Source organism: Scandinavium hiltneri (assembly GCF_024764835.1).
Taxonomy (GTDB): domain Bacteria; phylum Pseudomonadota; class Gammaproteobacteria; order Enterobacterales; family Enterobacteriaceae; genus Scandinavium; species Scandinavium hiltneri.
The window spans coordinates 455,852-482,221 of the sequence record NZ_JALIGE010000076.1; the positions used below are offsets into that span (position 1 = coordinate 455,852).

Here is a 26,370-nt window from a genome sequence, read left to right on the forward strand (position 1 = left end):
TACCCCCAAGGCGGTAGCGTTCGCTGCCGCCAAAATTGCGTTAAATCAATCTCCCTGTAAGTTGCCCGACATATCCCTTTTCAGCGCTTTCGCACAGGCTTACCCTTAAACATGTATTTATAATATAACTTATAAAGGTGTAATTATGTTCTGTGTGCAATGTGAACAAACCATTCGTACCCCGGCCGGTAACGGCTGCGCTTATGCTCAGGGAATGTGCGGTAAAACTGCGCAAACCTCTGACCTTCAGGATTTGCTGATCGCCACACTGCAAGGGCTTTCTGCCTGGGCGGTCAAAGCCCGCGAGTTCGGCCTCATCAGCCATGAGGTCGACAGCTTCGCCCCGCGCGCCTTTTTCTCAACGCTGACCAATGTGAATTTCGATTCCCCACGCATCGTCGGCTATGCACGTAAAGCCATCGCCCTGCGCGAGGTGCTCAAAGCACAGTGTCTGGCGAAAGACGCCAGCGCCGCCGTTGATAACCCGATGGCCGGTTTACAGCTGGTCAGCGACGACCTCGGTGATTTACAGCGCCAGGCCGAAATGTTCACCCCAAATAAAGACAAAGCCGCCATCGGCGACAACATTCTCGGCCTGCGCCTGCTGTGTCTGTACGGTCTGAAAGGCGCAGCGGCGTACATGGAACACGCCCATGTGCTTGGTCAGTACGACAACGACATCTATGCGCAATACCATAAAATCATGGCCTGGCTCGGTACCTGGCCTGCGGACCTGAACGCCTTGCTGGAATGTTCGATGGAAATCGGCCTGATGAACTTTAAGGTGATGCGCATTCTCGACGCCGGTGAAACCAATGCCTATGGTCATCCGACCCCAACGCAGGTCAACGTGAAAACGGTGGCGGGCAAAGCGATTCTGATTTCCGGCCACGACCTGAAAGACCTGTACAACCTGCTGCTGCAAACCGAAGGGACCGGCGTGAATGTCTATACCCACGGCGAAATGCTGCCCGCGCACGGTTATCCGGAACTGCGTAAATTCAAGCATCTGGTCGGGAACTACGGCAGCGGCTGGCAGAATCAGCAGGTGGAATTTGCCCGTTTCCCTGGACCGGTGTTGATGACCTCCAACTGCATTATCGACCCAACGGTCGGGGATTATGACCAGCGCATCTGGACGCGCAGCATCGTTGGCTGGCCGAACGTCAGCCATCTCGAAGGCGACGATTTCACGCCGGTTATCGAACAGGCCCAGCAGCTGGCTGGGTTCCCGTACGACGAAATTGAACACCTGATAACCGTCGGTTTCGGCCGTCAGACCCTGCTCGGCGCGGCGGATACGCTGATCGACCTGGTCAGCCGTGAAAAACTGCGCCATATCTTCCTCGTCGGCGGATGCGATGGCGAGCGCTCCGAGCGCAGCTACTTTACTGATTTCGCCACCAGCGTGCCGGACGACTGCCTGGTAATGACCCTCGCCTGCGGTAAATACCGTTTCAACAAACTGGATTTCGGTGACATTGAAGGCCTGCCGCGTCTGGTGGATGCCGGACAGTGTAACGACGCCTACTCGGCAATCATTTTGGCGGTCACGCTGGCGGAAAAACTCGGCTGCGGCGTGAACGACCTGCCGCTGTCACTGGTGCTCTCATGGTTTGAGCAGAAAGCGATCGTCATTCTGCTGACGCTGCTCTCCCTCGGCGTGAAAAACATCGTCACCGGGCCGACCGCGCCGGGCTTCCTGACCCCCGATTTGCTGGCCATCCTGAACGAGAAATTTGGCCTGCGCGCCATTACCACCGTCGAGCAGGATTTACAGCAGATGCTGGGCGCATAAGGAGCAGACCATGACCATGCCAACTCCACAGTACCCGTGGCGGATGCAGGTCCATCACATCAGGCAGGAAACGCCAGATGTGTGGACGCTGTCGCTGCTGTGTCACGACGCTTATCCGTATCGCGCCGGGCAATACGCACTGGTGAGCATCCGTGATTCCGCGGATACGCTGCGCGCTTACACGCTGTCGTCCACGCCGGGCGTGAGCGAATTCATCACCCTCACCGTGCGCCGCATTGACGATGGTGCAGGCTCTGAGTGGCTGACCCGTGATGTCAAACGCGGCGACTATCTGTGGCTGTCCGATGCGCAGGGGGAATTCACCTGCGACGATAAACCCGCCGATAAACTGCTGCTCCTGGCGGCAGGCTGCGGCGTCACGCCAGTGATGTCGATGCGTCGCTGGCTGGCAAAAAATCGTCCTGATGCTGATGTGCAGGTGATCTTCAGCGTCCGTTCGCCGCAAGATGTCATCTTTGCCGACGAGTGGCGAAATTACCCGGTCACGATGGTGGCGGAAAACAATGCCACGCACGGTTTTGTAGCTGGACGGTTAAGCCTGGCTATTCTTGAAAGCGTGCCAGATCTGGCGGCACGGACAGTAATGACCTGCGGGCCTGCGCCGTATATGGCGTGGGTGGAAGAAAACGTGAAGCAGCTCGGCGTGACGCGTTTCTACAAAGAGAAATTCTTCACACCGGTAGCAAAAGCCGCCACCAGTGGGCTGAAATTCACCAGGCTGCAACCGGCGAAAGAATTTTACGCGCCGGTTGGCACCACGCTTCTGGAGGCACTGGAAAGCAATACGGTGCCGGTGAATGCCGCCTGTCGCGCGGGTGTTTGCGGGAGTTGCAAAACGCAGGTGCTCAGCGGGGAGTACACCGTCACCAGCACCATGACCCTGACCGCGGAAGAACAAAAACAGGGCTATGTGTTGGCCTGCTCCTGTCATCCTCAGGGCGATTTAGTGCTCGCCTGATGAAGGGGATTTTGCCGGGCACCTCAGTGAGTTTCATCTAAGCTTGTAAGCGGTATCACAAAAAGGAGAAGGAAACCCATGAAACAAACCGTTGCGGCCTATATCGCAAAAACTTTTGAACAAGCCGGGGTAAAACGCATTTGGGGTGTCACCGGAGACTCCCTCAACGGGCTCAGTGACAGCCTCAACAAAATGGGCACCATTGAGTGGATGCCCACTCGCCATGAAGAGGTGGCCGCATTCGCTGCGGGTGCAGAAGCCCAACTCACTGGCGAACTGGCGGTCTGCGCAGGCTCCTGCGGGCCTGGCAACCTTCATCTGATTAACGGTCTGTTTGACTGCCATCGCAACCACGTGCCGGTGGTCGCCATCGCCGCCCACATTCCGTCGAGCGAAATCGGCAGCGGTTATTTCCAGGAAACCCATCCGCAGGAGCTGTTCCGCGAATGCAGCCACTATTGCGAACTGGTCTCTTCACCCGAACAAATCCCGCAGGTGCTAGCGATTGCGATGCGCAAAGCGGTGCTTAACCGTGGCGTTTCAGTGGTGGTGCTACCCGGCGATGTGGCGCTGAAACCGGCGCCGGAAAGCGCCAGCACCCATTGGTATCATGCCCCGCAGCCGGTGGTGGTGCCGGAAATGGAAGAGCTGCGCAAGCTCGCCCAACTGCTGCGCTACTCCAGCAATATTGCGTTACTGTGCGGCAGCGGCTGTGCCGGGGCACATAAAGAACTGCTGGCGTTTGCCGGCAAGCTAAAATCGCCGATTGTCCACGCCATGCGCGGCAAAGAGCACGTCGAATACGATAACCCGTACGATGTCGGGATGACCGGTCTGATTGGTTTCTCATCCGGTTTCCACACCATGATGAACGCCGATACGCTGGTACTGCTCGGCACCCAATTCCCGTATCGCCCGTTCTACCCGGCCGATGCCAAAATTATTCAGATAGACATTAATCCAGCCAGCATTGGCGCACACAGTAAAGTAGATATGGCGCTGCTCGGCGATATTAAAGCCACCCTCGCCACCCTGACGCCGCTGCTGGAGGAGAAAACCGATCGCGCGTTCCTCGACAAAGCGATAGAACACTATCGCGATGCGCGGAAAGGGCTCGATGATTTAGCCAAACCGAGTGAGAAAGCTATTCACCCGCAATATCTGGCGCAGCAAATCAGCCATTTCGCCGACGATGACGCCATTTTCACCTGCGATGTCGGCACGCCAACCGTGTGGGCCGCGCGATACCTGAAAATGAACGGCAAGCGCCGTCTGCTCGGTTCGTTCAACCACGGATCGATGGCCAATGCCATGCCACAGGCGCTCGGTGCGAAGGCCACCATGCCTGAGCGTCAGGTAGTCGCGATGTGCGGTGATGGCGGTTTTAGCATGCTGATGGGGGATTTTCTCTCCGTGGCGCAGCTCAAACTGCCGCTGAAAATCGTGGTCTTCAACAACAGCGTGCTCGGCTTTGTAGCGATGGAAATGAAGGCTGGCGGCTACATGACCGACGGCACCGAACTGCACGACACCAACTTCGCCAATATCGCTGAAGCCTGCGGTATCACCGGGATACGCGTCGAAAAATCGGCAGATCTCGATGACGCGCTACAGCGAGCATTCAGTATCGACGGGCCGGTACTGGTCGACGTCGTTGTTGCGAAAGACGAACTCGCCATTCCACCGCAAATCAAACTCGAACAGGCCAAGGGATTCAGCCTGTATATGTTGCGCGCGATCATCAGTGGGCGCGGCGATGAAGTTATCGAACTGGCGAAAACTAACTGGCTCAGGTAAAAAGAGAGGCATAACCCTGATGCAAAAAAGGAAATGCCGTGATCGATTTACGTAGTGATACCGTCACCCGCCCTGGGCGTGCCATGCTGGAACAGATGATGGCCGCCCCGGTCGGGGATGATGTGTACGGGGATGACCCGACCGTTAATGAACTGCAACGCTACGCGGCAGAGCTCGGCGGCAAAGACGCTGCCCTGTTTCTGCCTACCGGCACCCAGGCGAACCTGGTGGCGCTGTTGAGCCACTGCGAACGCGGCGAAGAGTACATCGTTGGTCAGGGCGCACATAACTATCTGTATGAAGCGGGCGGTGCCGCGGTATTGGGCAGCATTCAGCCGCAGCCGATTGATGCCGCCAGCGACGCGACTCTGCCGCTCGACAAAGTCGCGGCGAAAATCAAAGCTGATGACATCCACTTTGCACGCACCAAACTATTGAGCCTCGAAAACACCCATAACGGCAAAGTGCTGCCACGCGAATATTTGAAAGACGCATGGCAGTTCACCCGCGAGCATGGGCTTGCCCTGCACGTTGACGGCGCGCGCATCTTCAACGCCATCGTGGCATACGGCTGCGAGCTGAAAGACGTTACCCAATACTGCGATTCCTTCACCATCTGCCTGTCCAAAGGGCTGGGCACGCCGGTTGGCTCCCTGCTGGTCGGCAACGCGGATTACATCAAGCGCGCGAACCGCTGGCGTAAAATGACCGGCGGCGGGATGCGTCAGGCGGGTATTCTGGCGGCGGCTGGTCTGTATGCGCTGAAAAATAACGTTCAACGTTTGCAGGACGATCACGACAATGCCGCGTGGATGGCTGAACAGCTGAAAGAAATTGGCGCTGACGTGATGCGTCACGACACCAACATGCTGTTCGTGCGCGTTGGGGAAGAGAACGCAGCCGCGCTCGGCGAGCATATGCGCGCCAACGGCGTGCTGATCAACGCCTCTCCTATTGTGCGCCTGGTGATGCACCTGGATGTGGATCGCCAGAAGCTGGCAGAAGTAGTAGGCCACTGGAAATCATTTTTACGACGTTAAGGAGCGTTAAACGTGCCACACTCTATTCTGGTGCTAGGTGCCAGCGGCTACATCGGCCAGCATCTGGTCACCGAACTGAGCGCGCGCGGGGCAACCGTGCGAGCGGCGGCACGTAACACGGATCGTCTGCAAAAGCTGGCGCTGCCCGGCGTCAGCTGTCATCACGTGGACCTCAACTGGCCGGAAGGCCTGCCTGCCCTGCTGGACGGGGTCGACACCGTTTATTTCCTGGTGCACGGCATGGGCGAAGGCGGGAACTTCGTCGCCCACGAACGTCAGGTGGCGCTGAACGTACGCGATGCCCTGCGCCAGCAGCCAGTCAAACAAATTATCTTTTTGAGTTCGCTGCAGGCGCCGGAAAATGAACAGTCCGACCATTTACGCGCCCGCCAGATTACCGGCGAACTTCTGCGCGAAGCGGGCATTCCGGTAACTGAACTTCGGGCCGGGATTATCGTCGGCGCGGGCTCTGCCGCCTTCGAAGTGATGCGCGATATGGTTTACAACCTGCCGGTACTGACGCCGCCGCGCTGGGTGCGTTCCCGCACCACGCCCATCGCGCTGGAAAATTTACTCTATTACCTGGTGGAATTGCTTAATCACCCGACGGACAAGCACCGCGTGCTGGAAGCCGCCGGGCCTGACGAGCTGAGCTATCAGCAGCAATTCGAGCATTTTATGCGTATCAGCGGTCGCCATCGCCCGTTGATTCCCATTCCCTTCCCCACCCGCTGGATTTCGGTATGGTTTCTTAACGTCATCACCTCTGTGCCGCCGACCACCGCCAAGGCGCTGATCCAGGGGCTGAAACACGATCTGCTGGCTGACGATCGCGAACTTCGGGCACTGATCCCGCAGACGCTTATCTCTTTTGACGAAGCGGTGAAGCGCACGCTGAAAGAAGAAGAGCAGCTGATGAACTCCAGCGACTGGGGCTACGACGCCCAGGCTTTCGCCCGCTGGCGGCCAGAATATGGGTATTTTCCAAAGCAGGCGGGCTGCACCATCAGTACCTCCGCCAGCCTTGACGCGTTATGGCAGGTCGCCAACCAGCTCGGCGGCAAAGAGCGCTATTTCTTCGGCAATATTCTGTGGGATATTCGCGCTGCGATGGACCGAGTGTTGGGACATAAACTGGCCAAAGGCCGCCCGGAACGTGAGATGCTGAAAACCGGTGACGCGGTGGATAGCTGGAAAGTGATCATCGTTGAAGCGCAAAAACAGCTTTCTCTGCTGTTCGGCATGAAAGCGCCAGGCCTCGGACGCCTCACCTTCAGCATGAAGGATAAAGGCGACCATCGTGAAATCGACGTTCGCGCCTGGTGGCATCCGCACGGTATGCCAGGCTTATTCTATTGGCTGCTGATGATCCCCGCACATCTGTTCATTTTTCGGGGTATGGCGAAGCGCATTGCCAGGCTCGCCGAAGAAATCACGCACAAATAGACGTAACGGGAATTTTTCTTCGTAGTTTCCCATTGCAACTCAGCGTAATTCACGGAAAAATGCGCACGAAATTCTTTTCAGACACAGTGGATTGATATGAAGGTACTGGTCACCGGAGCCACCAGCGGTTTAGGCCGTAATGCGGTGGAATATCTGCGCCGTAAAGGCATCAGCGTCAGAGCAACCGGTCGCAATGAAGCGATGGGCCGCCTGTTGGAGAAGATGGGCGCGGAATTTGTGCATGCCGATCTGACCGAGCTGGTCTCTTCCCAGGCAAAAGTGATGCTCGCCGGGATCGATACGCTGTGGCACTGCTCCAGTTTCACGTCTCCGTGGGGCACGCAGGAAGCCTTCGATTTAGCCAACGTGCGCGCCACGCGCCGTCTGGGCGAATGGGCCGTTGCCTGGGGTGTGCGCAACTTTATTCATATCTCGTCGCCGTCGCTGTACTTTGATTATCACCATCATCGTGACATCAAAGAAGAGTTCCGCCCGCAGCGTTTTGCCAATGAATTTGCCCGCAGCAAAGCCGCTGGCGAAGAGGTCATTAACCTGCTGGCTCAGGCGAACCCGAATACCCGTTTCACGGTACTGCGCCCGCAAAGTCTGTTTGGCCCGCACGATAAAGTGTTCATTCCGCGTCTGGCGCAGATGATGCACCACTACGGCAGCGTGCTGCTGCCGCGTGGCGGCAATGCGCAGGTGGACATGACCTACTACGAAAACGCGGTACATGCGATGTGGCTGGCGAGCCAGCCGCTGTGTGATTCCCTGCCTTCCGGTCGCATCTACAACATCACCAACGGCGAGCCGCGCAGCCTGAAAAGCATCGTGCAGAAGCTTATCGACGAGCTGGATATTCAGTGCCGCATCCGCTCGGTGCCCTATCCGATGCTGGATATGGTCGCCCGCAGCATGGAAAAATTCGGCAACAAGGCGGCAAAAGAGCCGTCGTTCACCCACTATGGCGTGTCGAAGCTGAACTTTGACTTCACGCTGGACATCAGCCGTGCTGAAAAAGAGCTCGGCTATCAGCCCATCGTGACGCTGGATCAAGGCATTGTGGAAACCGCCCACTGGCTGAAAGATCACGGCAAACTACCGCGCTAAACCAGCCACATAAAGAGAAATGCGCTGGTTTACACTGAAACAGTTGGCCGTGGTTGATAACGATATCACCGGCTTTCCTGGTAGTGCTGGCACAACCCGGCACTTCCGCAGGAACCGCCACCAGTACACTTAATCACGTCCGTTTATTCATCTTCATATTCCTGATGTCTATATCGATTGATGTGAGATATTCTTAATTCCCTGCTGAACGCCCCTTGCAGACAGGAACCAAACCTTGCTACCCACTTCATTTTTTGAAGAAACATATTGGTATTTTCAAAAAATAAAATATATTATTTTGGCGCATTAGGTTTTATTTGTTGATATTTATTCCACACTTTTCGAGCGTATTTCATACGTTGCTTGTAACGGTCTTTTTTCAAACCTGCGTTATATGCACCCACCGCCTGCCAGTTATTCCCGTAAACATTAATCATGTCGGAGAGTATCGATGCGCCAACCATAATAGAAACACAAGGTTCATTCACCAGTCGTTTCTGGGTAATTCCACGTCGCGCCAGGGTTGGGAGATGTATGCTGTTTATTTGCATTAACCCAATGTCATGGGTGCCATCATTATTTTTGTTAATTGCGTTTGGATTCATACCCGACTCTACCTGAGCAATTGCCAGCAATAGCCAGGGATCCACGTGGTGATCCTCCCCGGCTTTACTCCAACAATTTGCCTGGGCACAGGTACTCATTGCAGCTAGCGCAATAATGATCCACTTGATTATTCTCATAATGGTTACTCCTGCACAGCCTCCTTTAATAGATAAACGCAAGCCATGAGTCAGCTCACCGGGACTCATTCTCTTGCCACCGCGATGCAACTCAAATTATTTTCGGTATAAAAAATGTCTGTTATGGTCTTATTTCTGCAAACAGACTAACGTGCAAAATACAAAACGGGGATTGATTTCCCCACTAAAAAAAATGGCAAAAAATATTGACATTGATGATCAAAGCCCTGAATCAGACAACTGTAATATCAGTACCGTAAGCCCGGCCAGACTCAATCCCGGGCCAAATGGAATAACATTCAGTTCGCCAGATATTCGGCGACTACAGAAATAAAAAAGAATGCTACAGACTGCCGCAAAAAATACCAGAGTCGGTAACGCTTGCCAGCCGACCCAGGCTCCCAGTGCCGCCAGCAATTTAAAATCACCGTAGCCCAGACCTTCGCGCCGCGTGAGCAACAAAAAAAACCAATACAGCAGCCACAGGACAAGGTAACCAGCTACTGCGCCGTACAGGGCATCGACCAGTGGAAGCCGTCCAGTAATCGCACTCAGTAGCAGTCCGCCCCACAGCAATGGCTGAGTGATAGCATCCGGTAATAGCAGATGCCGCAGGTCGATAAGCGTCAACGGCAACAAAGCACACCAGACTATCCACAATGATAGAAAGGCCTGCGGTGCGGGGAAGTACCAGCAACTGAGGGCAAAAAATAATAATGTCAGTCCTTCGGTCACCAGCAAACGTAACGGGATTGCAGTGTTGCAGTGCGCGCAACGCCCCCGCAAGAGGACCCAACTGAACAACGGGATATTTTCCCACCAGTTCAGCAAATGCAGGCATTGCGCGCAATGCGATGCAGGATACATCAGGCTATCCGTCGCCGCGTCTTCTGCCATGACTCTGGCGGGAAGTCGTTCAACCACCACGCCGAGAAAACTGCCCAGAATAGCCCCGAGGATCCCACTCATGAGACAAAAAGCAATGGGGTATCCTTCACGCAATATCATCAGTGCACTCATTTTTCGACTTTCCAGCTTAACTGAATCTCTGCTTTCACCTGCCGTGCAGAATCTACTGGCGTCAGGGTCAATTTTTGCACTTGCGCACCAGAAGAGAGGTTAATCTCCCTTAACCAGTCTCTTAATTGATTAATATCGATGTTAGCTATCCCGAAGCTCAGTGCTGTATTCTGTTGCTGCATATTTGATAACGGAATTTTTAATGCCCTGGCACTTATCTCAACGAGCCTGGACACGTTCGCGGTTTTAAGTTTACGAACAGGAATATGTTTACTTTCAATTTCGTGACGCATCCAGTCCAGCGTTTCCTGCTGACGCTTAAGCGTTAGTTGACTATTTTTATTCATCATCACTAAAGGTTGCCAGGCACCGAAGTAGAAAATGGCAACCCCGAGCACAGCCAGGCACAGCAGGATTAACTTCCGTTCCCGCGGTTGATATTGCTGCCAGCGGGCCTTCATTTTTTGCAAGGTCGCATTCATTTTACCGTTCCTGTGATGAGAGCCGTCCAGGGAGCTTTCACCGAGACAGGCTGTAGGGTGAAAGTAAATTTTTCGCGGCTTTTATCGACAAATTCCTGTAACGTCTGCTGCTGTTGCGCCTGTACTAACAGAGTGATGCGACCACCTTCTGCATTATACTCAAGCGAATTCACCCGCAGTCCGGAAACCGTCTGCTTCAGGTTGTCCAGATCGTCCAGTTGCATGAAAACATCTTTTTTCTCTTTTTTTACATTCTGCCCGAAATAATATTTGAGATTACTCTGGTGCTTCAGACGCGGAAAGTGATGCTGATAAAGCTGGACTATCTCTTCCTGTAAATGATTTTCCTGCTGAATTAACAGCCATGCAGTAAACGCCCGTGGCAACAATAAACTGCCGCAAACCAGTGCGACAGCACCTGCCAGCCACCAGCGCCATCCCTTTGTTCCCCCTTTTTCCGCGCGGAAATCAAACGCACCATGCAGCAGATTAGCGTTGCACTGTTTCCACTGTGGCTGGATTAGCTGAAGCGGATGTTGCCAGTCATGAGACTCACTGACAGTGACCCCTTCCGGCATCACGCCGTAAGCACATATCCTTTGCTCCGCGTTTTGCTGTAATAGCCACGGCAGAAGCGCAGCATCACTGTTGCAGGCGCTAAAAGAAGAAAAACGCAGCCAGTAATTTTCCTCCAGCGCAACTGCCGTACAACCCGCGGTGGTTTCTGGCAGCAGGATGGCATCAGGTAATGCCTGAATAACCGTCAGTCCCGCCTGTTGGCACTGATCTAACCAAAATTGCAGGCGATCGGCCACGACAGCCACAGCATCGACTTCACTGCCTTTTTTGCGCAAAACTGTCCAGTGCAATGTATCCACATCACCGATCAGCGTCTCTTCTGCCAGCCATGAAAAAGGGATCGACTGGGCACCTAAGGTCTTTTTGGGTAATGAAAAATGCCGGAATACCATGTCACTGGCGGGCAATAACAAACATACCCGTGATGCCAGCGCATGAGTACTCAGCTTGTGTAGCTCACTTTCCCCCGCCAGCGTGTCAATCTGCGAACTGCCGGACTCACACCACCATATTTTTTCGTCCCTGAGGGAATCGGGACGAATAAAAAGCACTTGTTTCATAAATATGACTTTTCGTTATTCAATCATGCGGTAACGACGCTGCCAGACCTTAATATCGCCTGTGGCACTGTCGAGATGTAATTGGGTGACAACACGTAGCGTTAAATCATCAGTCGTCCCGGTACTGTTCACCGTAAAATATTGGCTATTGATACCGATGAACTCACGGCCTTGTGCCAGACTCTCTTTTTTCACCGGAAACTGTTCCTCGGCTTGTGTTTCAAAGGCATCGACATTCGCCCAACCTGATTCAGGCCGGGCATTGATCAGCCGGATCGCATCCTCTTTCGTCAGGACGCCAGCAAACAGTGCCGAGAGCAGCGGCGCCTGCTCTGCTGTCAGGGTATTGATATTCACTTTGTTGGTGCTGTCAGGTAATGCGCAGAGCAGTTGACTCACCTTTGCCCAGCTATTGACCGGAAAGGCCGGCAACAGACGCAGTTCATTTAAGGTCCGCATCACCTGGTTGGCCGGTAAAGAGCGGGCGTTTATCGCGTTCCAGGCATCACTTTCCTGCCCTCCTTGTTCCGTCGTCTCATCAGGATCCAGATAGTCCAGCAGTTGTGTGTAGACGTTTTCAGCCGTGATGCCGCTCATTCCCGCCTCTTCCAGCAACTTTTCCAGTATCTGCTGTTTCGCAAGCTTGTCTTGTCCGCTGCCGATGGCCGCAACCGGCTCAGCAGGGGTCGTTGCGGTGGATGTTGCTGTTGTCGTTGTCGCTGTCTCTGTCGCCGCCGCAGTTGTCTTTTCCGTTTCTGCGGTTGTGGTCGCGGGTGTTGTTGCTGAATCTGCTGCTGCGTCCTGCTCATCCGCAATCAGACTGTTAACGTTGAAACAGTTCTGCGCATCCACAATCTGGCTCTCAACCCGATAATGTTCTCCGCGCGTGTCAACTGGCTCCTGCCAGCGCCCCTCGGGGGCGAGGGCTTTGTCCCCACCCGCACCATTATCCAGCAGTAATTGTTTGATAGTCGGTACCTGCGCATGTATAGCCCAACGCAACTGTTGCTGGCTGGTCTGATAACGGACTTTTTGCAGATTCCGACTGAACTGCTGGCTGATACGCACTGCCAACACCGACATCAGCACCAATAAAATCAGCACCACCAACAGTGCAACACCACGTTGTTTTGGTCGCCTGGGTGATGTCATGGCTGGCCTCCGGTCGTCGTCGGTTGCACTTCTGTTGACGCAGGCGGCTGGGCGTCATCGGTTTGCGTATCCTGCGGCTGAGCGTCCCTTACCACGGAGCCCGCGGCTGACACGTCCATGTTGCCCGGCGTCAGAAAAACCCAACGCCAGATTTCGCCATTCTCCATGGTCAATTCCAGCTCTGTGCCTTCCGGAAGCTGTGCAGCATCACTCCATTCCTTGTGCCATCCCTGCTGATAAAAACGCCACTCAGCCGCTTTCACTTTATTGAGGACAGGCACTTCGTCAGGAGCATTTTTTTCTGATGCATCAATGGCGGGCCACACCGTGCGCCACAACTGCATGTCGTGAAGACGCCAGCCGATGCGTTCGAGCTGTAACCGCCCACTGATACCGCTGAGGGTGGTGAACTCCAGTCCTTCGTCGTCGTAAACAAAAGTGGAGCCAGGCTCCGCACGCGGTGCACGAGGCAGCAACTGAAAGAAATCACGCTCCAGAAGGTTGTAAGTACGTTGTAACTGGTTAAGTTCGTCAGCACGTTGGTTGGTCGCCGTGGTGGTCCGCATCGCGCCATCGAGAATTTGCCAGGCCAACAGGCTAATAACCGCAAACACCGTCAGCGCAATCATCACTTCCAGCAGCGTGAAACCACGCTGTTTTTCATGGTGTCGCATCTTCATCTTCTCTTAGCACAGGGGAATGCACCCGTAACGTGATAACAGGCTGGGCTTCATCGCCTTCTGAGATGACAACCTCATTGGCAAAACCCTGCTCACCGGTATCGACACGCTGTTCACGCCAGTGCCACTTGCGCCCCCCCATCATTTCATCCCCTTCCTGCGCCTCGTCAGGAAAATCGCTTCCAGTCAACGCCGCTTCCGCCAACCGGTTTTCTGCCAGCCAACTGGCCTGCAGTGAGTCACCCAACGTGTGAGTAAAGCGAACGTTCAGCGAGACAGAATTCATCAGCGCCAACGCGGCAGTGGCGAAAATCGCCAGCGCAACCATCACTTCAAGCAATGTCATGCCCTGCTGCTTACGGTGGCGATTACTCATCGTTTTCTACCTTTACCGGGGATGCACCTTGCGAAATCACGCGGAAACGGTGCTGCTTATCGATACTTTGCAACATCAACGTAAAACGGCCCATTTCACCATCCGGCAGAAAAATAATTTGCGGGTCAGCATCGAGTGTCGCCGCCAGGCGCTGGGGTGTGAGCAAGACATGCATTCCTTGCGGAAATTCGCCTTGCGTCTCTATTCTTCCCGCTGTTAACGGTACCCAATAGGTCTGGTCATTTTTGTAGCGAGCTATTACCAACTGATAATGCTGGCTGGTTATTACCAGTCCAAAAATATTTCCTTCCATCACGGCGCGATCGGAACCATATTCCACAAGGGATTTAAATTGTTGACCAAAGATATCCGGACCGCTTCGTGATGGTATTGTGGTCACCACTAGCATGGCGCTACTGGCAAAAATCACCAGTGCCAGAATCAATTCCAGCAACGTAAATCCACGTTGTTTCATTATTTTTCTTTTTTATCCAGCGACCAGTTAGTAATATCATCGGCAGTATTTGCCTCACCATCCAGGCCCGTGGAGAAAACATCCACTGCACCGTGTTCACCTGGGCTGACTAACAGATATTCGTTACCCCAGGGATCCGTTGGCAGTCGCCGAATATACCCGTCTGCACGATAATCATTCGGGATCGGGGCTATCTCTGGTTGAGTCACCAGTGCCTGTAATCCCTGATCAGTGGTTGGATAGCGATGGTTATCGAGTTTATACATGTCTAATGAACCCTCGAGAGCCACAATATCACTGACTGCTTTTTGCTTATCGGCGCGTTCTTTATTTCCCATCAGATTGGGTACCACCATACTGGCTAACACCCCGAGAATAACAATAACCACCATCAGTTCGAGTAAAGTAAAACCTTGCTGATGTTTGACGTATAACTGACCTTTGTTTTGCATAATTGATTTATCCCACCATATTATTGAGTTGAAGGATTGGTTGTAATATTGACAGCACAATAAACAACACCACCGTCGCCATGCTGACGACCAGTGCCGGTTCAAAAACCGCCAGCGTTAACGTAATGCGATGCTGGAGTGTACTTTCCTGGTTATCTGCTGCTCTGTCCATTAAGGGGCCAAGCTCACCGCTCTCTTCCCCTGAGGCCACCATATACAGCATGGTCGGCGGAAACAGATGCGCCTGTTCGAGGGCTGTGTAGAGGGTCGAGCCCTGACGGACGGTATCTGCTGCCGTTGCCATTAACTGACGAGCGTAGCCGTTCTCAAGGCCTTCCATCGCAATCAACATGCCATCAAGTAGCGGAACGCTACTGGCCTGCAAAATGCTGAGTGTGCGGATGTAGCGGGCACTGTTAATTGCCCGCATTAATCTCTGCACCGGTGAACGGGTCAGCAGCCAGCGGTGCCAGGCAAAGCGATTCTGTGGCTTTCGAAGCCAGATTTTCCAGCCGATTGCCAGTCCTGCCAATACGCCCCCCAGCAGCAAACCATAAGCTTGCAGAAAATCACTGACCGTAATCAGAATGCGGGTGGTCAAAGGTAATTGCTGTTTCATATGGGTAAACTGCTCAATAACCTGAGGTACCACTGCCACCAGCAAAATGCAGATAACCGTCACCGCCACTATCGTTAGTGTTAGCGGATAGACCATCGCCTGGGTCAGTTTGCTTTTCATTTTCTGGCGCTGTTCGTTGTACTCTGCCAACTTTTCCAGCACAGTGCCGAGTGCCCCTGTTCGCTCTCCCGCCATCACCAGGGCGCAATAAAGTTTGTCAAAAATGCGCGGATACTGGCTGAGTGCGTCATTGAGCGTGTGGCCTTCCACCACCTTGTCGCGGATATCGCTCACCAGCGCCGACATTTTTTTATCTTCCGACTGACGGGCGATAGCCTTCAGGGCGCTTTCCAGTGGCAGAGCGGCGTTCACCAGCGTCGACAATTGACGGGTGAACATCGACAGCGCAGCAGACGTCATTTTGCTTTTTTGCTGCGCTGTTTTGCCCGGCGTATATTCGTGAGTCTCAGTAATGCTGAATGGCAGCAGTTGTTGCTCACGCAATTGTTGACGGACCTGCCTAGGGTTTTCAGCCTGCAAGGTACCGCGTCGCGTTTTTCCGGCGGCGTCAGTGGCACTGTAAGCAAACCAGGCCATTACTCCTCACCTCCCCGTTCAGCGGTCACCCGTATCACCTCTTCCAGCGAGGTGATACCACTGATCACCTTCAGCAAGCCGTTTTCACGCAAGCTGTGCGCCTGTTTGAACAGTTCGCTCTCAAGGGTCATTTCATCTTTATCTTCATGGATAGCGCGGCGCATGGCGCTATCGACAACCAGAAACTCGTGGATCCCGGCGCGCCCCTGATAGCCACTATGGCGACAATGCTCACAACCGACCGCGCGATAAATCACTTTAGGCGGTGTCGTCATAAAACTGAATAAAGCGCGTTCATTGCCGTCAAGTGGGCTGGTGGTACGGCAATGGGGACAAAGCTGTCGAACCAGGCGCTGGGCAATAACGCCCAATAACGAGGAGCTAATCAAAAATGACTCCAGCCCCATATCCCGCAGGCGAGTAATGGCCCCCGCCGCACTGTTGGTGTGCAGTGTGGACATCACCAGATGACCGGTCAGTGACGCCTGAACCGCAATTTGTGCCGTTTCACCGTCGCGTATTTCCCCAATCATCACCACATCAGGATCTTGTCGCAGAATGGCACGCAAACCGCGGGCAAACGTCATGTCCACACGCGGGTTGACCTGGGTCTGCCCGACCCCTTCCAGCTCATATTCGATAGGGTCTTCAACGGTCAGAATGTTGCGTTCATGACCATTCAGTGCTGACAGGACTGCGTATAAAGTGGTGCTTTTCCCTGAGCCGGTCGGGCCAGTGACCAGGATAATGCCGTGCGGACGCGCAATCAGTCCTTTCAATTGCGCCAGCTCTTCATCAGCTAACCCCAGCTTGTTAATGTCTGGTTTCAGATTGCTTTTATCCAACAGGCGCATCACCACTCGTTCGCCATATTGCGAGGGGATCGTGGACACACGCACATCAATCGCTTTACGCCCAATACGCAATGAAATTCGACCATCTTGTGGCAGACGTTTCTCGGCAATGTCCAGTTTTGACATCACCTTGATCCTCGAGACTAACAGCGGTGCCAGTTTACGCGCCGGTTGCAGGACCGGACGCAGCACACCATCGACACGAAAACGGATGCTCAGCGTGCGCTCGAAGGTTTCGATGTGAATATCCGATGCGCCCTCTTTCACCGCCTCCCCCAGAATGGCGTTGATCAGTCGAATCACCGGTGAGTTTTCATCGTTATCCAGCAGATCCTCGTTATCCGGGATCTCTTCGGTGAGCGCCATCAGATCGATATCGGCATCCATATCATCGACCATTTGTTGCGCCACACCGCTGCTCTGTTGCCAGATACGCTGTAATAGCTCATCAAACGCTTCCGCATTAAGCGTCGTGGGGACAAACGATCGCCCCAATGCGCGGCGGATTTCCAGCACGGCAAACAGCGGCGCGTTGTCACGCACATAAACCGTATCGTCGTAATACAGCACACCGTGATCTTTGGCATAGTTACTGCCACACAGAAAATTCGTCAACTCGTCCACATTGCTTTCCTGCTGTCACCCTTTAAAAGGATTACGCATATCTGAAGTTGAGGTCGCTGGTGAGGCTGGAGAATTCTCCGGCCAGGCCGGCAGCACTGAGTTATGATCCGGTTCAATGATGCCGATTTTTTCCTCTTCCAGCCGTTGCTGCTGACTTGCCCGAACCTGGTCGTATTTCTCTTTTGACGCGGCACTGAAGTTGTCATCGTCTCGCAGCACTGTGGTATGGATAAACACCATCAGATTGCGCTTTGAGGAATCCTGGGAGGTATAACGGAACAGCTGCCCCACCAGTGGGATATCCCCCAACAACGGCACTTTCGACACGTTCTGCTTGGTCACATTTTCAATAAGTCCGCCCAGTACTACCGTCTGACCGCTGTGCACCATCACTTCGTTGCTGATAGTTCGGGTATTAAAGGTTGGGCCAAGGGAGGCGTCTTCTGTCGCATTCGCATCAACACTTGAGACTTCTTGCTCTATTTTCAGATGGATAGTGTCGCCATCGTTGATCTGTGGAATGATTTTGAGTTTGGTACCGACTGTTTTACGTTCAACCGTGTTAAAGACATTATCACCGGTGGTGGTTTGCGAACCGGAAAGAACCGGTACATCCTGACCAACGTTGAAGGACGCCTCTTTGTTGTCGAGGGTCACTACGCTTGGGGTGGAAAGAATGTCGTTTTTGCCATCGGTCGATAACGCGCTCAACAGCATGCCAAAATCACCATTAAAGAACCCGGTCGCCAGACCATTGAAGCCTGAGCCGTTGTTTTCACCACTCTTGACCTGACCGATTGGCAATCCGGTTCCCGTAAACTGTGTTCCACCGTGTTTACTTGACCATTGCACACCGACATCCAGTCCGGATCCGTCCTGCACTTCGGCGATAATCGCCTCCACCAGAACCTGAGCGCGGCGAATATCCAGTTTAGCGATCACTTTTTCCAGTGAATTCATTACGTTGGGCTGTGCAGTTATCACTAAAGAGTTGGTGGATTCATCAGCTGTGATATTCAACTCCTCTTTCCCGCTGCCCATTTTTCCTTTCGCCTGACCTGGTTTGTCTTTCATCTGGTCACCGACACCCGTCAGCACCGGCACAATTTTGGCCGCATTAGCGTATTTCAGATAGAACACGCGGGTGTTGCCCTGGTTATCCTGCTCTCTGTCCAGCTTGCTTATCAACGCGCGCGCGCGCGCTCGAGAGGGCTCGGTGCCACTAATCACCAGACTGTTGGTCGAGATATCGGCCACCACTTTAGTGGCCAGATGCGGTGCATTCTGTCCTTTCTGCTCTTCGTTATTAAGGTTGTTGAGCGTGTCAGAGAGATCTTTGGCAGACGCAAACTTCAGCGACACGATTTCACGGCGTTGTACCCCCGATTTATCGACGCGCTCGACCAAATCCACAAGACGGTTAATCACCGATGCTTTACCGGTGAGCAACAACACGTTAGAGGGTTCAAAATGGACGACGTTTCCGATACCGGATGCATCGTTCAACTGCCGTAGCAAAGGGGCGAGTTCACGCACTGGCACATTTTCCATGCGCACCACACGGGTAATTATCTCGTCACCTTTGCCGGGATTTTTGCTGTCAGCCAATGGAGCCCCAGCGGTACGGGCGACCGAGGAGCGCACCACTTTGATCATCCCGTTATCCATCGGAATAACCGACAGACCGTATAAATCGAGTACGCTGAGGAAGAACTGATAATATTCGTCTTCTGTCAACACATTATACGTTCGGACAGAAACCATTCCCTGAACGGAGGGATCGACCAGAATCGTTTTGTTGAGATTACGGCTGACCGTGTCAATAAATTCACGAATATCGGTATTTTTAAAACTGGCAGTAAAGGTTGCGGCCATGATCGAGCCAGAAAATAGCGCAAGCGCGGTCAACACACTGTATTTCCACGGAGATTTTTTCATATTGATTATGCTTGTTAATCGTTTAAAACATTCAGGTGAATGTTTTTCAATTGACCATGACGTTGTACTACGACATCCGCCACCTTCATTTTTAACCAGTTGGTTGCCATTAATTTTGCAGGTAACTCGCGGGTCATATCACTCGCATCCACTTTCACGACGATGTCCCCTGGTTCAAATCCGCTCTGTTTAAAATAGCCAGAGGCATTCCGGGGATTAATGATATAACCCTGCAATTTTCCTTCCCGGAACAGAGGCTTCAGGACAAAATAATCGCTCAACATTAATGCCGCGTGACGCCTGTTAGCGTCCAGCTCTTCCACTGGCGGCGGCGGCTCCATACCTTTGAAATAATCAGGCCGCTTAAGCGCCAGGGTTTGTGCAACGCCGTGGTAACGCACGACCACACTGTCCTGTGTAATCGTTTCTATCCATGCATCGTCATAACCAGCGAGGGTATCGCCCTCGCGATAACTTTGCTGTTGACCCGCGATTTTAATCATCGCCAATGACAACCAGGCTTCATCACTGAGAAGGATCCCATCCACTTCCGCGGATAAGGGTTCTTGTACCTGAGCGCCTTCGTTTCGCTGTTGAGCTTCTGATGCAAATAATGAGAAGCTTTTTTCTGCTGTCGTGCTTTCACCCGCCCGAATTCTGGCTCCGGTCAACTTATCAACCGCTTTTTTATAATCTTTATAAGCGATGTAGCCTTGTTGCCCACTTAATATAAGCAGAATAAACATGACGCAGGATGCTACAAGCCGGTATAAATACGGCGTCCTCATTATAAAAACCTTTTCACCACACATTAATCATCAATCACCAGACTGGGATGACTTCACGTTTCAATAATCCTGACGAATAGTATGCAGAGAATAGCTGTAAAACCACTGAATTAGATATTCACTTTCATGCAAAAAACCATTGACTTCCCATAGTGCTGTTGGTCAAAAAAGCGCGACTACTTTTCTCCTCGGCACAAATTGACGATACATGTTGCGCCCCTTACTTTGCTGACACACATCCCCATCCTGGTTATTTTGAAACAGAGTGAATTAAATATGTATTTGCAACATTTCCAATTTGCGACGCCCCCCTTCAGGCAGGTGACGACTCCCGCCGGAGAGTTCACTGTCGCCAGACACCAGGATGTGTTCGGTCTGCTGGCTGAAAAAACCCGTCAACCAGGGATAGTCGGACTCTTTAGTGCCGATGAAGCGCTACTCAAACAATTTAGCCACCGGTTGAGCACCCAGGTAGCGAACACACACATCGTGAATGCTTTTCCGAAGCTATCCGCGGAGACACTGCTGTACAAACTCAATCCTGATGGTCAGGCTAGCAAAAACTGGATCCAGACCATTGATGCTATTTTTCGGCGCTGGCAATCACAGTGCGGCAAACAAACCGTATTGGTGATATCCGCTGCGCAAGCGATAAGCGACAATGCCTGGTCATTACTGGGAATGCTGCTGAGCCGAGCAGAAGAGCAAGGGTTCACGCTGAGTATTCTGCTGACCGGTACCGCCGAGGCAGAGACTAAGCTGATGTCGATGCCAGGGTTATCGGCTTTAATGCATACCTGTCATACGTTGCGTCCGCTGTCTGGCCGTGAATGTGAAGCCTATTTTGCTGCCCGAATGAAAGAGCAAGGGGTGGAGACATCACCTTTCCCACGTGACCGCATCCGCAAGATTCACGCTCTGACGCAGGGTAATATCACCCAAATCAATCGCCTTGCGCATTTGGCGCTGCTGGCTGCGTGGACTGAACGCGCCCCCAGAGTCAGTTCCCGACATTTACGACTGGCTTGCGATGAAATTATCCCGGCCCGCCGTAGCGCTAAAAAATGGGCCACCATTGCGCTGGTCACCGTATTTGCCTGTCTGGCAGGCGGTTGGTATGCACCGCCATCGTTGACCGCCAAATTGCCCTTCTCTATTCCGACACCGGCAAGCTGGCAACAGATGGCACGCACTGAGGCCCCACCGCCCCCTCCGTCAATCAACGACGAGGTCATCAGTGAGGCTGACAGTATGCATCAGCTGTATAAAATATGGGGATATGATGCTACGGCAGATGATGCGTTATGCTACAACGCAAAGCGTGCCATGCTGCAATGCAGAGAGGGACGGGCGACACTGGCTGAACGCGAAAAAGAAGGCTATCCGTGGATTGCAGAGCTCAAGACGGGCGACCGCCTGAATTACGCAGTAGTTGCCCATATTGAGAATAATACTGTCGATTTACTGCTAAATGGTCGCACCTGGCAGGTTTCGCGCAACTGGTTTGTGCACAACGCAACGGGCAATTACACCTTATTACGGCGGTTAACCCCTGCCGGACAAAATAGCGTCAATGCGAACAGTCCTGTCGGCGATATCATCTGGCTGGATAATGCGTTGAGTCAGGCACTCAACGTTGAACCGACGCACACAACCGGATGGTCGGCAGAGCTTGTTAAGCGGGTTCGTGAATTCCAGTCCACAAGAGGATTACGCGTTGACGGTGTCCCTGGCGATGAGACATTACTCCGATTAATGCATTCCATCAATATGACGCCGACAGTGATAAGTCCTGTACACTTGTCGAGAGTCGAAAAAACACAGCAAGGAAGCGAGTCATAATGTCCAAAATCAGTCTCGCCGCTCAGCGCAGCACCACGACGGGTGAAGCCGTTTATTTTACCCGGCAGTGCCCGGACCTGCGTCTATGGCTGCTAAAAAGTTTATCTGGATTGATGTGTATAGCGATGCTGGTGATAGCGGGTTCATATGCGCATCTTTACTGGCAGTGCCTTCATCCAGCCCCTCCTGCGCAGGTGAAAAAATTAGCGCACACGGAGGTGACACTTTCGGATATGCACTATGTCTTTGTGACCAAAACATTCCCGCCGCCGGTCCCGAAGCCCGTGCAGCAGACAGCAACGCCAGTCAGCGAAAATACGTTATCTCATCACCTGGAAGATGATGACTGGACACATACACCGGATGGCGAACTGGCGACACAGCCATTGCCAACGAATAGTGGCAACAGACCCCCGCCGCCTAAAGAAAGTGAACTGTCGTTAGAACAGCGGCTATTACAAGCAGTGAAGGAACAACAACAGGATTATTCACAAGGAAAAATCCCTGACGTTACACCGCCAGACGATCTTTCCTTTGTCCAACCAACATCGGAGAATGATGACTCAGCCCATATCACCGCTGCTGTTATCGGTTCACAGAATAACAGGGAGAGATTCAGGACACCTCCTGTAATGATATCGGATCAACGAAGATCGAAAGGATAAAACATGAACAGTATGCTAAATCAGTATCGTTCAGGTAGCGTAGTCATGCTTAAAAGACGCCCTTTTTTGACCACGATGTACTGCCCTTTTTTCAGGTCAGAAAGAATTTTTATAATGGTACTCCGCGCCAAATCGGTGTACTCCTGAATGTAATCATAAACATTAATATCACGGTTATAATTAACAACCAGTTCATTTATTTCGAGTAAAAAATCACGAATGACCTGGTATGCACTACGGGCAACCAACACATCATCACGTTTTTTAAAGACACACAGGAACCACGAAAGGACTTTGGTCAGTGCTTCCCAACAGTTATGCTCAGTCACCAACCGAATAAAATCATTTTTATCCACCTCACGTACCACCAAGTCTGAGCGAGCCACACCGTGAACATTACTGACATTATAAAACAAGTTAGCAAGACCAAAAATGAATGGTGCATCTAACGTGAACATACATAGCTCATCCGATGTACGGCGGAATTCGACATTTCCTTTGAGGATAATATAGATGTTATTAGTATTGGTGCTCGAAAATTTACGCCACTTTTTATATTCTTTCTCTGGATAACCATTTGTCAGCTCAATAATTGATGTCAGTTCAGCATCAGGTCGTAAGCTTTTACCATAGGTACTTAACATGATTTACACTCGCAGTATGAATAATCTACATTATAAACGTCATCACATCCTTTCATACAATATGAAAATTGAACGTATGGACAGGAGCATCCGGTTATAAACGGATCATGAAATGAATATTCGATGCTTCACAAACACTTTATTATATTAAATAATACTTGAGAAGTGATGCAATCATAGATGCGGCGAATGTGTTAAGTCAATTTAGCAGATCTACATTAGCTATTTCTATTTCGTGAATTGTATAATTGATATGAATGTTTTTAACCGTTTACCCTCGGCAATCCTTTGCCAAATCGTTCAATCGAATCAACCCTGACCATATTTTTCCAGTAACGCTTCGGCAATCGCCTGCGTTTGCGCATCCGCCACGCCGTCCCAACGTTCGGGCCGGAAGTGCATCTGGAACGCCATGATCACCCGTTTCTTCTGCGTGTATGTCATCCCCGGTGTCACTTCATAGCCATAGCGTGCGAGCAAATCCAGCACTGACCCGCTATTCACCTGCTCCGACGGCTGACGACCGTTGAGATAAAATGCCACCCTATTTTCATCCGGCCACGCGCCAACGCCTTGCTTCGCCAGCTGTTGCCATGGGAACCGCGGCCCAGGATCGTCTTTGCGCTGCGGCGCAACGTCCGCATGCGCCACCACGTTTTGCGGTTCAATGTGATAGCGGGCAATGATGTCTTTTGCCAGCGGTATCAGCGCATTGATTTGCGACGGGGAGAACGGGGTAAAACTTTTGATGCCCGCGGTTTTCTCCCAGCCAGGGTTTTCCAGTTCGATACCAATCGATGTGTCATTGATACGCGTGGCCCCACGCCAGAAGCTTACCCCCGCATGCCAGGCCAGATCCTGTTCCGGAACCAACTGCCAGATGAGCGGTTTACCTTTGCGTTCAGGCGGCGTGTCCGGGATCAGATAATGCGCGCTGACCTGTTTATCCGTCAGCGTCGCCAGAGACGTCTCAAAATCACCGGCGGTGTAATGGATAACCAGCATTTTGATGCGCGGGTACGCATTGGTCGCCGGATGGCTCGTATCCAGCATATAGCCCGGTTTGCTGATGAGATTCTGCCTACTGGCATCCTTATCACTGCCGCAGCCTGCCAACAGCAGCGCCAGGGCTATCGGTAAAAAGCGCTTCATCGGCGCACTTTAACTGCGGTACCGCTGACGCTGACCATCAGCATACTGCTGTCTTTGCCGACGGTTTCATAATCGATATCAATGCCGACCACGGCATCGGCGCCCAGCGCGTTGGCCTGCTCGCCAAGCTCCTGAAACGCAATTTCACGCGCTTTGCGCAGCTCTTTTTCGTACGCACCGGAGCGCCCGCCGACGATATCGCGGATACCGGCAAAAAAATCACGGAAAATGTTCGCGCCGAGAATCGCTTCCCCGGTCACCACGCCGCAGTACTCGACAATGATTTGCCCTTCCAGTGTTGGGGTCGTTGAGAATTGCATTCGTCCTCCTTCTTCAATGCCTTAGCTCAGTTAATCAAACACATTATCGTACCGATACGCTATGCTTGAAAACATCTAAATACCGTAGTCAGTCTATACCCTAAATAATTCGAGTTGCAGGAAGGCGTAGCCAACGCTCATGCAACTTGAAGTATGACAGGAATATTATAAGGAAATCACTCATGCGCTACTCTGCCGCTGCTCTTCTTGTCCCTTGCGCCCTTTTGCTGAGCGCCTGTACCACCGTCACACCTGCGTTCAAGGATATCGGTACCCGTTCAGGTCCTTGCGTAGAAGGTGGCCCGGACACCGTTGCACAGAAGTTTTACGACTATCACATTCAGCACCATACCACCGATTTAGCCGCACTGCGTCCGTACCTGAGCGACGATCTGGCAAAAGTGCTTAACGATGCGAACAACGATCCGAATAAACGCGCTCTGTTGCAGGAAGACTTGTTCTCCAGCCGCACAACACCCGCCGACAGCGCTGATGTGGCCAGCTCATCAACCATCCCAAATACTGACGCCCACAACATTCCGCTTCACGTTGAACTGAAACAAGGTTCTCAGAGCTGGCAGGATGAAGTGCTGATGATCCGCGAAGGTCAATGCTGGGCTGTAGACGACGTGCGCTACCTCGGCGGCACCGTTCATGCCCCGGCTGGCACACTGCGCCAGACGCTGACTAAGTAAAATCTCCCCTTAATCACTCAGGTTAAATGTCTGGCATTCTGTGATGGATGCCGACATTTATTTCCTTGCCCCTGCGCTCTCGCTATTTTGTGCTAACTTTAAGTGTAAACGTGGTTTATATTTAAGTTTTAACGCACAAATATTGCATAACTATTCTGTGAACGTTACTATCTGCGGCCTCAATAGCTATCGGTGTCAGATTTCCCGGATGAGTATAAAACTAGAAGGCATTAACTGCTTTTACGGCGCACATCAGGCGCTGTTCGACATAGCCCTGGATTGCCCGCAGGGTGAAACGCTGGTGCTGCTTGGCCCTAGCGGCGCGGGAAAAAGTTCGCTGTTGCGCGTGCTTAACCTGCTGGAGATGCCGCGCTCCGGCCAACTCTCCATTGCGGGAAATCAATTCAATTTCAGCAAAGCCCCTTCCGATAAAGCGATACGCGACCTGCGTCAGAACGTCGGGATGGTCTTCCAGCAGTACAATCTGTGGCCGCACTTAACCGTGCAGCAAAACCTGATTGAAGCTCCCTGCCGCGTGCTCGGTTTATCGAAAGAGCAGGCGCTGGCGCGTGCCGAAAAATTACTGGAACGTCTACGCCTGAAACCTTACAGCGACCGCTATCCTTTACACCTTTCCGGTGGCCAGCAGCAGCGCGTGGCCATTGCCCGTGCGCTGATGATGGAACCACAGGTGCTGCTGTTTGATGAGCCAACCGCCGCACTGGATCCGGAAATCACCGCCCAGATTGTGAGCATCATTCGTGAGCTGGCTCAGACCCAAATTACGCAAGTGATCGTCACCCATGAAGTCGAAGTGGCGCGTAAAACGGCCAGTCGTGTGGTGTATATGGAAAACGGTCACATTGTAGAACAAGGGGATGCGAGCTGCTTTGCCGAGCCGCAGACCGAAGCGTTTAAAAACTATCTTTCACACTGATGTTTT

26 protein-coding genes are annotated in these 26,370 nt (G+C 52.5%); 10 read left to right on the top strand and 16 right to left on the bottom strand.

The features are described from left to right. The first annotated feature begins 145 nt into the window (after positions 1 to 145). From hcp to MUU47_RS19665, 6 genes are all read left to right on the top strand, one after another. Positions 146 to 1,798, top strand: a complete 1,653-nt coding sequence (hcp, locus tag MUU47_RS19640; protein ID WP_258989837.1) for a hydroxylamine reductase — start codon at positions 146 to 148, stop codon at positions 1,796 to 1,798. A 10-nt stretch (positions 1,799 to 1,808) separates the two neighbouring features. Next, a complete protein-coding gene (gene hcr, locus MUU47_RS19645) occupies positions 1,809 to 2,777 on the top strand; it encodes an NADH oxidoreductase (protein WP_258989838.1) in 969 nt (322 codons plus the stop codon). 78 nt (positions 2,778 to 2,855) lie between these two features. Further along, positions 2,856 to 4,574: a ubiquinone-dependent pyruvate dehydrogenase gene (gene poxB / locus MUU47_RS19650; protein WP_258989840.1), complete on the top strand. Its 1,719-nt coding sequence runs from the start codon at positions 2,856 to 2,858 to the stop codon at positions 4,572 to 4,574. A gap of 38 nt (positions 4,575 to 4,612) precedes the next feature. After that, positions 4,613 to 5,614 carry a low-specificity L-threonine aldolase gene (gene ltaE, locus MUU47_RS19655; protein ID WP_258989842.1) on the top strand — a complete coding sequence of 334 codons (1,002 nt, stop codon included), beginning with the start codon at positions 4,613 to 4,615 and terminating at the stop codon, positions 5,612 to 5,614. Between the two features lie 12 nt (positions 5,615 to 5,626). After that, complete coding sequence (locus tag MUU47_RS19660; RefSeq protein WP_258989843.1) at positions 5,627 to 7,060, top strand: SDR family oxidoreductase; 1,434 nt, start codon at positions 5,627 to 5,629, stop codon at positions 7,058 to 7,060. A gap of 96 nt (positions 7,061 to 7,156) precedes the next feature. Continuing rightward, the gene (locus MUU47_RS19665; RefSeq protein ID WP_258989844.1) at positions 7,157 to 8,170 is read left to right on the top strand and encodes a 3-beta-hydroxysteroid dehydrogenase; all 1,014 of its coding nucleotides are present in this window, start codon (positions 7,157 to 7,159) and stop codon (positions 8,168 to 8,170) included. Between the two features lie 293 nt (positions 8,171 to 8,463). On the opposite strand, the gene iagB is transcribed toward MUU47_RS19665, so the two are convergent. The 13 genes from iagB to gspC all read right to left on the bottom strand — a co-directional run bounded on the left by iagB (position 8,464) and on the right by gspC (position 20,067). Continuing rightward, complete coding sequence (gene iagB, locus MUU47_RS19670) at positions 8,464 to 8,913, bottom strand: type III secretion system invasion protein IagB (protein ID WP_258990568.1); 450 nt, start codon at positions 8,911 to 8,913, stop codon at positions 8,464 to 8,466. Positions 8,914 to 9,132: 219 nt separating this feature from the next. Beyond that, positions 9,133 to 9,933: a prepilin peptidase gene (locus tag MUU47_RS19675; RefSeq protein WP_258989845.1), complete on the bottom strand. Its 801-nt coding sequence runs from the start codon at positions 9,931 to 9,933 to the stop codon at positions 9,133 to 9,135. Next, positions 9,930 to 10,415, bottom strand: a complete 486-nt coding sequence (locus MUU47_RS19680; RefSeq protein ID WP_258989846.1) for a type II secretion system protein M — start codon at positions 10,413 to 10,415, stop codon at positions 9,930 to 9,932. The genes MUU47_RS19675 and MUU47_RS19680 overlap by 4 nt, the downstream gene beginning before the upstream one ends. After that, the gene (gspL, locus tag MUU47_RS19685) at positions 10,412 to 11,554 is read right to left on the bottom strand and encodes a type II secretion system protein GspL (RefSeq protein ID WP_258989847.1); all 1,143 of its coding nucleotides are present in this window, start codon (positions 11,552 to 11,554) and stop codon (positions 10,412 to 10,414) included. Before gspL ends, MUU47_RS19680 begins: the two co-directional genes overlap by 4 nt. Before the next feature lie 15 nt (positions 11,555 to 11,569). Beyond that, a complete protein-coding gene (gene gspK / locus MUU47_RS19690; protein ID WP_258989848.1) occupies positions 11,570 to 12,706 on the bottom strand; it encodes a type II secretion system minor pseudopilin GspK in 1,137 nt (378 codons plus the stop codon). Beyond that, positions 12,703 to 13,380, bottom strand: a complete 678-nt coding sequence (gene gspJ / locus MUU47_RS19695; protein WP_258989849.1) for a type II secretion system minor pseudopilin GspJ — start codon at positions 13,378 to 13,380, stop codon at positions 12,703 to 12,705. The genes gspK and gspJ overlap by 4 nt, the downstream gene beginning before the upstream one ends. Next, positions 13,367 to 13,762: a type II secretion system minor pseudopilin GspI gene (gene gspI, locus MUU47_RS19700; RefSeq protein ID WP_258989850.1), complete on the bottom strand. Its 396-nt coding sequence runs from the start codon at positions 13,760 to 13,762 to the stop codon at positions 13,367 to 13,369. The genes gspJ and gspI overlap by 14 nt, the downstream gene beginning before the upstream one ends. Beyond that, a complete protein-coding gene (locus tag MUU47_RS19705) occupies positions 13,755 to 14,240 on the bottom strand; it encodes a type II secretion system protein (RefSeq protein ID WP_258990569.1) in 486 nt (161 codons plus the stop codon). Before MUU47_RS19705 ends, gspI begins: the two co-directional genes overlap by 8 nt. Further along, positions 14,237 to 14,689, bottom strand: coding sequence for a type II secretion system major pseudopilin GspG (gspG, locus tag MUU47_RS19710; RefSeq protein ID WP_258989851.1), 453 nt, complete (start codon positions 14,687 to 14,689; stop codon positions 14,237 to 14,239). The genes MUU47_RS19705 and gspG overlap by 4 nt, the downstream gene beginning before the upstream one ends. Before the next feature lie 7 nt (positions 14,690 to 14,696). Next, a complete protein-coding gene (gene gspF / locus MUU47_RS19715; RefSeq protein WP_258989852.1) occupies positions 14,697 to 15,905 on the bottom strand; it encodes a type II secretion system inner membrane protein GspF in 1,209 nt (402 codons plus the stop codon). Next, complete coding sequence (gene gspE, locus MUU47_RS19720) at positions 15,905 to 17,383, bottom strand: type II secretion system ATPase GspE (protein ID WP_258989853.1); 1,479 nt, start codon at positions 17,381 to 17,383, stop codon at positions 15,905 to 15,907. Before gspE ends, gspF begins: the two co-directional genes overlap by 1 nt. 15 nt (positions 17,384 to 17,398) lie before the next feature. Further along, positions 17,399 to 19,321 (bottom strand): type II secretion system secretin GspD, encoded by a 1,923-nt coding sequence (gene gspD, locus MUU47_RS19725; RefSeq protein ID WP_258989855.1) that lies wholly within the window; start codon positions 19,319 to 19,321, stop codon positions 17,399 to 17,401. Positions 19,322 to 19,335: 14 nt separating this feature from the next. Further along, the gene (gene gspC, locus MUU47_RS19730) at positions 19,336 to 20,067 is read right to left on the bottom strand and encodes a type II secretion system protein GspC (protein ID WP_258989856.1); all 732 of its coding nucleotides are present in this window, start codon (positions 20,065 to 20,067) and stop codon (positions 19,336 to 19,338) included. Positions 20,068 to 20,364: 297 nt separating this feature from the next. On the opposite strand from gspC, the gene MUU47_RS19735 reads away from it, so the two are divergent. Further along, entirely contained in the window at positions 20,365 to 21,951 is a 1,587-nt protein-coding gene (locus MUU47_RS19735) for an ExeA family protein (RefSeq protein ID WP_309578273.1), read from the top strand. Further along, the gene (locus tag MUU47_RS19740) at positions 21,951 to 22,616 is read left to right on the top strand and encodes a type II secretion system protein GspB, cryptic system variant (protein WP_258989858.1); all 666 of its coding nucleotides are present in this window, start codon (positions 21,951 to 21,953) and stop codon (positions 22,614 to 22,616) included. The genes MUU47_RS19735 and MUU47_RS19740 overlap by 1 nt, the downstream gene beginning before the upstream one ends. Positions 22,617 to 22,636: 20 nt before the next feature. Here MUU47_RS19740 and MUU47_RS19745 read toward each other — a convergent pair whose 3' ends face one another. The 3 genes from MUU47_RS19745 to MUU47_RS19755 form a co-directional block, all read right to left on the bottom strand. Continuing rightward, a complete protein-coding gene (locus MUU47_RS19745) occupies positions 22,637 to 23,260 on the bottom strand; it encodes a helix-turn-helix domain-containing protein (protein ID WP_258989859.1) in 624 nt (207 codons plus the stop codon). Between the two features lie 309 nt (positions 23,261 to 23,569). Next, positions 23,570 to 24,412, bottom strand: coding sequence for an N-acetylmuramoyl-L-alanine amidase (locus tag MUU47_RS19750; RefSeq protein WP_258989860.1), 843 nt, complete (start codon positions 24,410 to 24,412; stop codon positions 23,570 to 23,572). Then, on the bottom strand, positions 24,409 to 24,732 hold the full coding sequence (locus MUU47_RS19755) for a heavy metal-binding domain-containing protein (protein ID WP_258989861.1): 324 nt from the start codon (positions 24,730 to 24,732) through the stop codon (positions 24,409 to 24,411). Before MUU47_RS19755 ends, MUU47_RS19750 begins: the two co-directional genes overlap by 4 nt. Positions 24,733 to 24,914: 182 nt before the next feature. Here MUU47_RS19755 and MUU47_RS19760 point away from each other — a divergent pair, with 182 nt between their 5' ends. Both MUU47_RS19760 and artP read left to right on the top strand, forming a co-directional pair. Next, positions 24,915 to 25,427, top strand: a complete 513-nt coding sequence (locus tag MUU47_RS19760) for a lipoprotein (RefSeq protein WP_258989862.1) — start codon at positions 24,915 to 24,917, stop codon at positions 25,425 to 25,427. 208 nt (positions 25,428 to 25,635) lie between these two features. Then, positions 25,636 to 26,364, top strand: coding sequence for an arginine ABC transporter ATP-binding protein ArtP (gene artP / locus MUU47_RS19765; protein ID WP_258989863.1), 729 nt, complete (start codon positions 25,636 to 25,638; stop codon positions 26,362 to 26,364). The last annotated feature ends 6 nt before the right edge of the window (positions 26,365 to 26,370 follow it).

Bases quoted from the DNA above. Each gene is read 5' to 3' on its own strand.
- iagB (WP_258990568.1), bottom strand. From the start codon at position 8,913: ATGAGAATAATCAAGTGGATCATTATTGCGCTAGCTGCAATGAGTACC.
- MUU47_RS19740 (WP_258989858.1), top strand. From the start codon at position 21,951: ATGTCCAAAATCAGTCTCGCCGCTCAGCGCAGCACCACGACGGGTGAA.
- MUU47_RS19745 (WP_258989859.1), bottom strand. From the start codon at position 23,260: ATGTTAAGTACCTATGGTAAAAGCTTACGACCTGATGCTGAACTGACA.
- gspF (WP_258989852.1), bottom strand. From the start codon at position 15,905: ATGGCCTGGTTTGCTTACAGTGCCACTGACGCCGCCGGAAAAACGCGA.
- MUU47_RS19760 (WP_258989862.1), top strand. From the start codon at position 24,915: ATGCGCTACTCTGCCGCTGCTCTTCTTGTCCCTTGCGCCCTTTTGCTG.
- MUU47_RS19755 (WP_258989861.1), bottom strand. From the start codon at position 24,732: ATGCAATTCTCAACGACCCCAACACTGGAAGGGCAAATCATTGTCGAG.
- MUU47_RS19680 (WP_258989846.1), bottom strand. From the start codon at position 10,415: ATGAATGCGACCTTGCAAAAAATGAAGGCCCGCTGGCAGCAATATCAA.
- gspG (WP_258989851.1), bottom strand. From the start codon at position 14,689: ATGCAAAACAAAGGTCAGTTATACGTCAAACATCAGCAAGGTTTTACT.
- artP (WP_258989863.1), top strand. From the start codon at position 25,636: ATGAGTATAAAACTAGAAGGCATTAACTGCTTTTACGGCGCACATCAG.
- MUU47_RS19665 (WP_258989844.1), top strand. From the start codon at position 7,157: ATGAAGGTACTGGTCACCGGAGCCACCAGCGGTTTAGGCCGTAATGCG.
- gspL (WP_258989847.1), bottom strand. From the start codon at position 11,554: ATGAAACAAGTGCTTTTTATTCGTCCCGATTCCCTCAGGGACGAAAAA.
- MUU47_RS19675 (WP_258989845.1), bottom strand. From the start codon at position 9,933: ATGAGTGCACTGATGATATTGCGTGAAGGATACCCCATTGCTTTTTGT.
- gspD (WP_258989855.1), bottom strand. From the start codon at position 19,321: ATGAAAAAATCTCCGTGGAAATACAGTGTGTTGACCGCGCTTGCGCTA.
- hcr (WP_258989838.1), top strand. From the start codon at position 1,809: ATGACCATGCCAACTCCACAGTACCCGTGGCGGATGCAGGTCCATCAC.
- gspJ (WP_258989849.1), bottom strand. From the start codon at position 13,380: ATGCGACACCATGAAAAACAGCGTGGTTTCACGCTGCTGGAAGTGATG.
- poxB (WP_258989840.1), top strand. From the start codon at position 2,856: ATGAAACAAACCGTTGCGGCCTATATCGCAAAAACTTTTGAACAAGCC.
- MUU47_RS19750 (WP_258989860.1), bottom strand. From the start codon at position 24,412: ATGAAGCGCTTTTTACCGATAGCCCTGGCGCTGCTGTTGGCAGGCTGC.
- hcp (WP_258989837.1), top strand. From the start codon at position 146: ATGTTCTGTGTGCAATGTGAACAAACCATTCGTACCCCGGCCGGTAAC.
- gspI (WP_258989850.1), bottom strand. From the start codon at position 13,762: ATGAGTAATCGCCACCGTAAGCAGCAGGGCATGACATTGCTTGAAGTG.
- gspK (WP_258989848.1), bottom strand. From the start codon at position 12,706: ATGACATCACCCAGGCGACCAAAACAACGTGGTGTTGCACTGTTGGTG.
- gspC (WP_258989856.1), bottom strand. From the start codon at position 20,067: ATGTTTATTCTGCTTATATTAAGTGGGCAACAAGGCTACATCGCTTAT.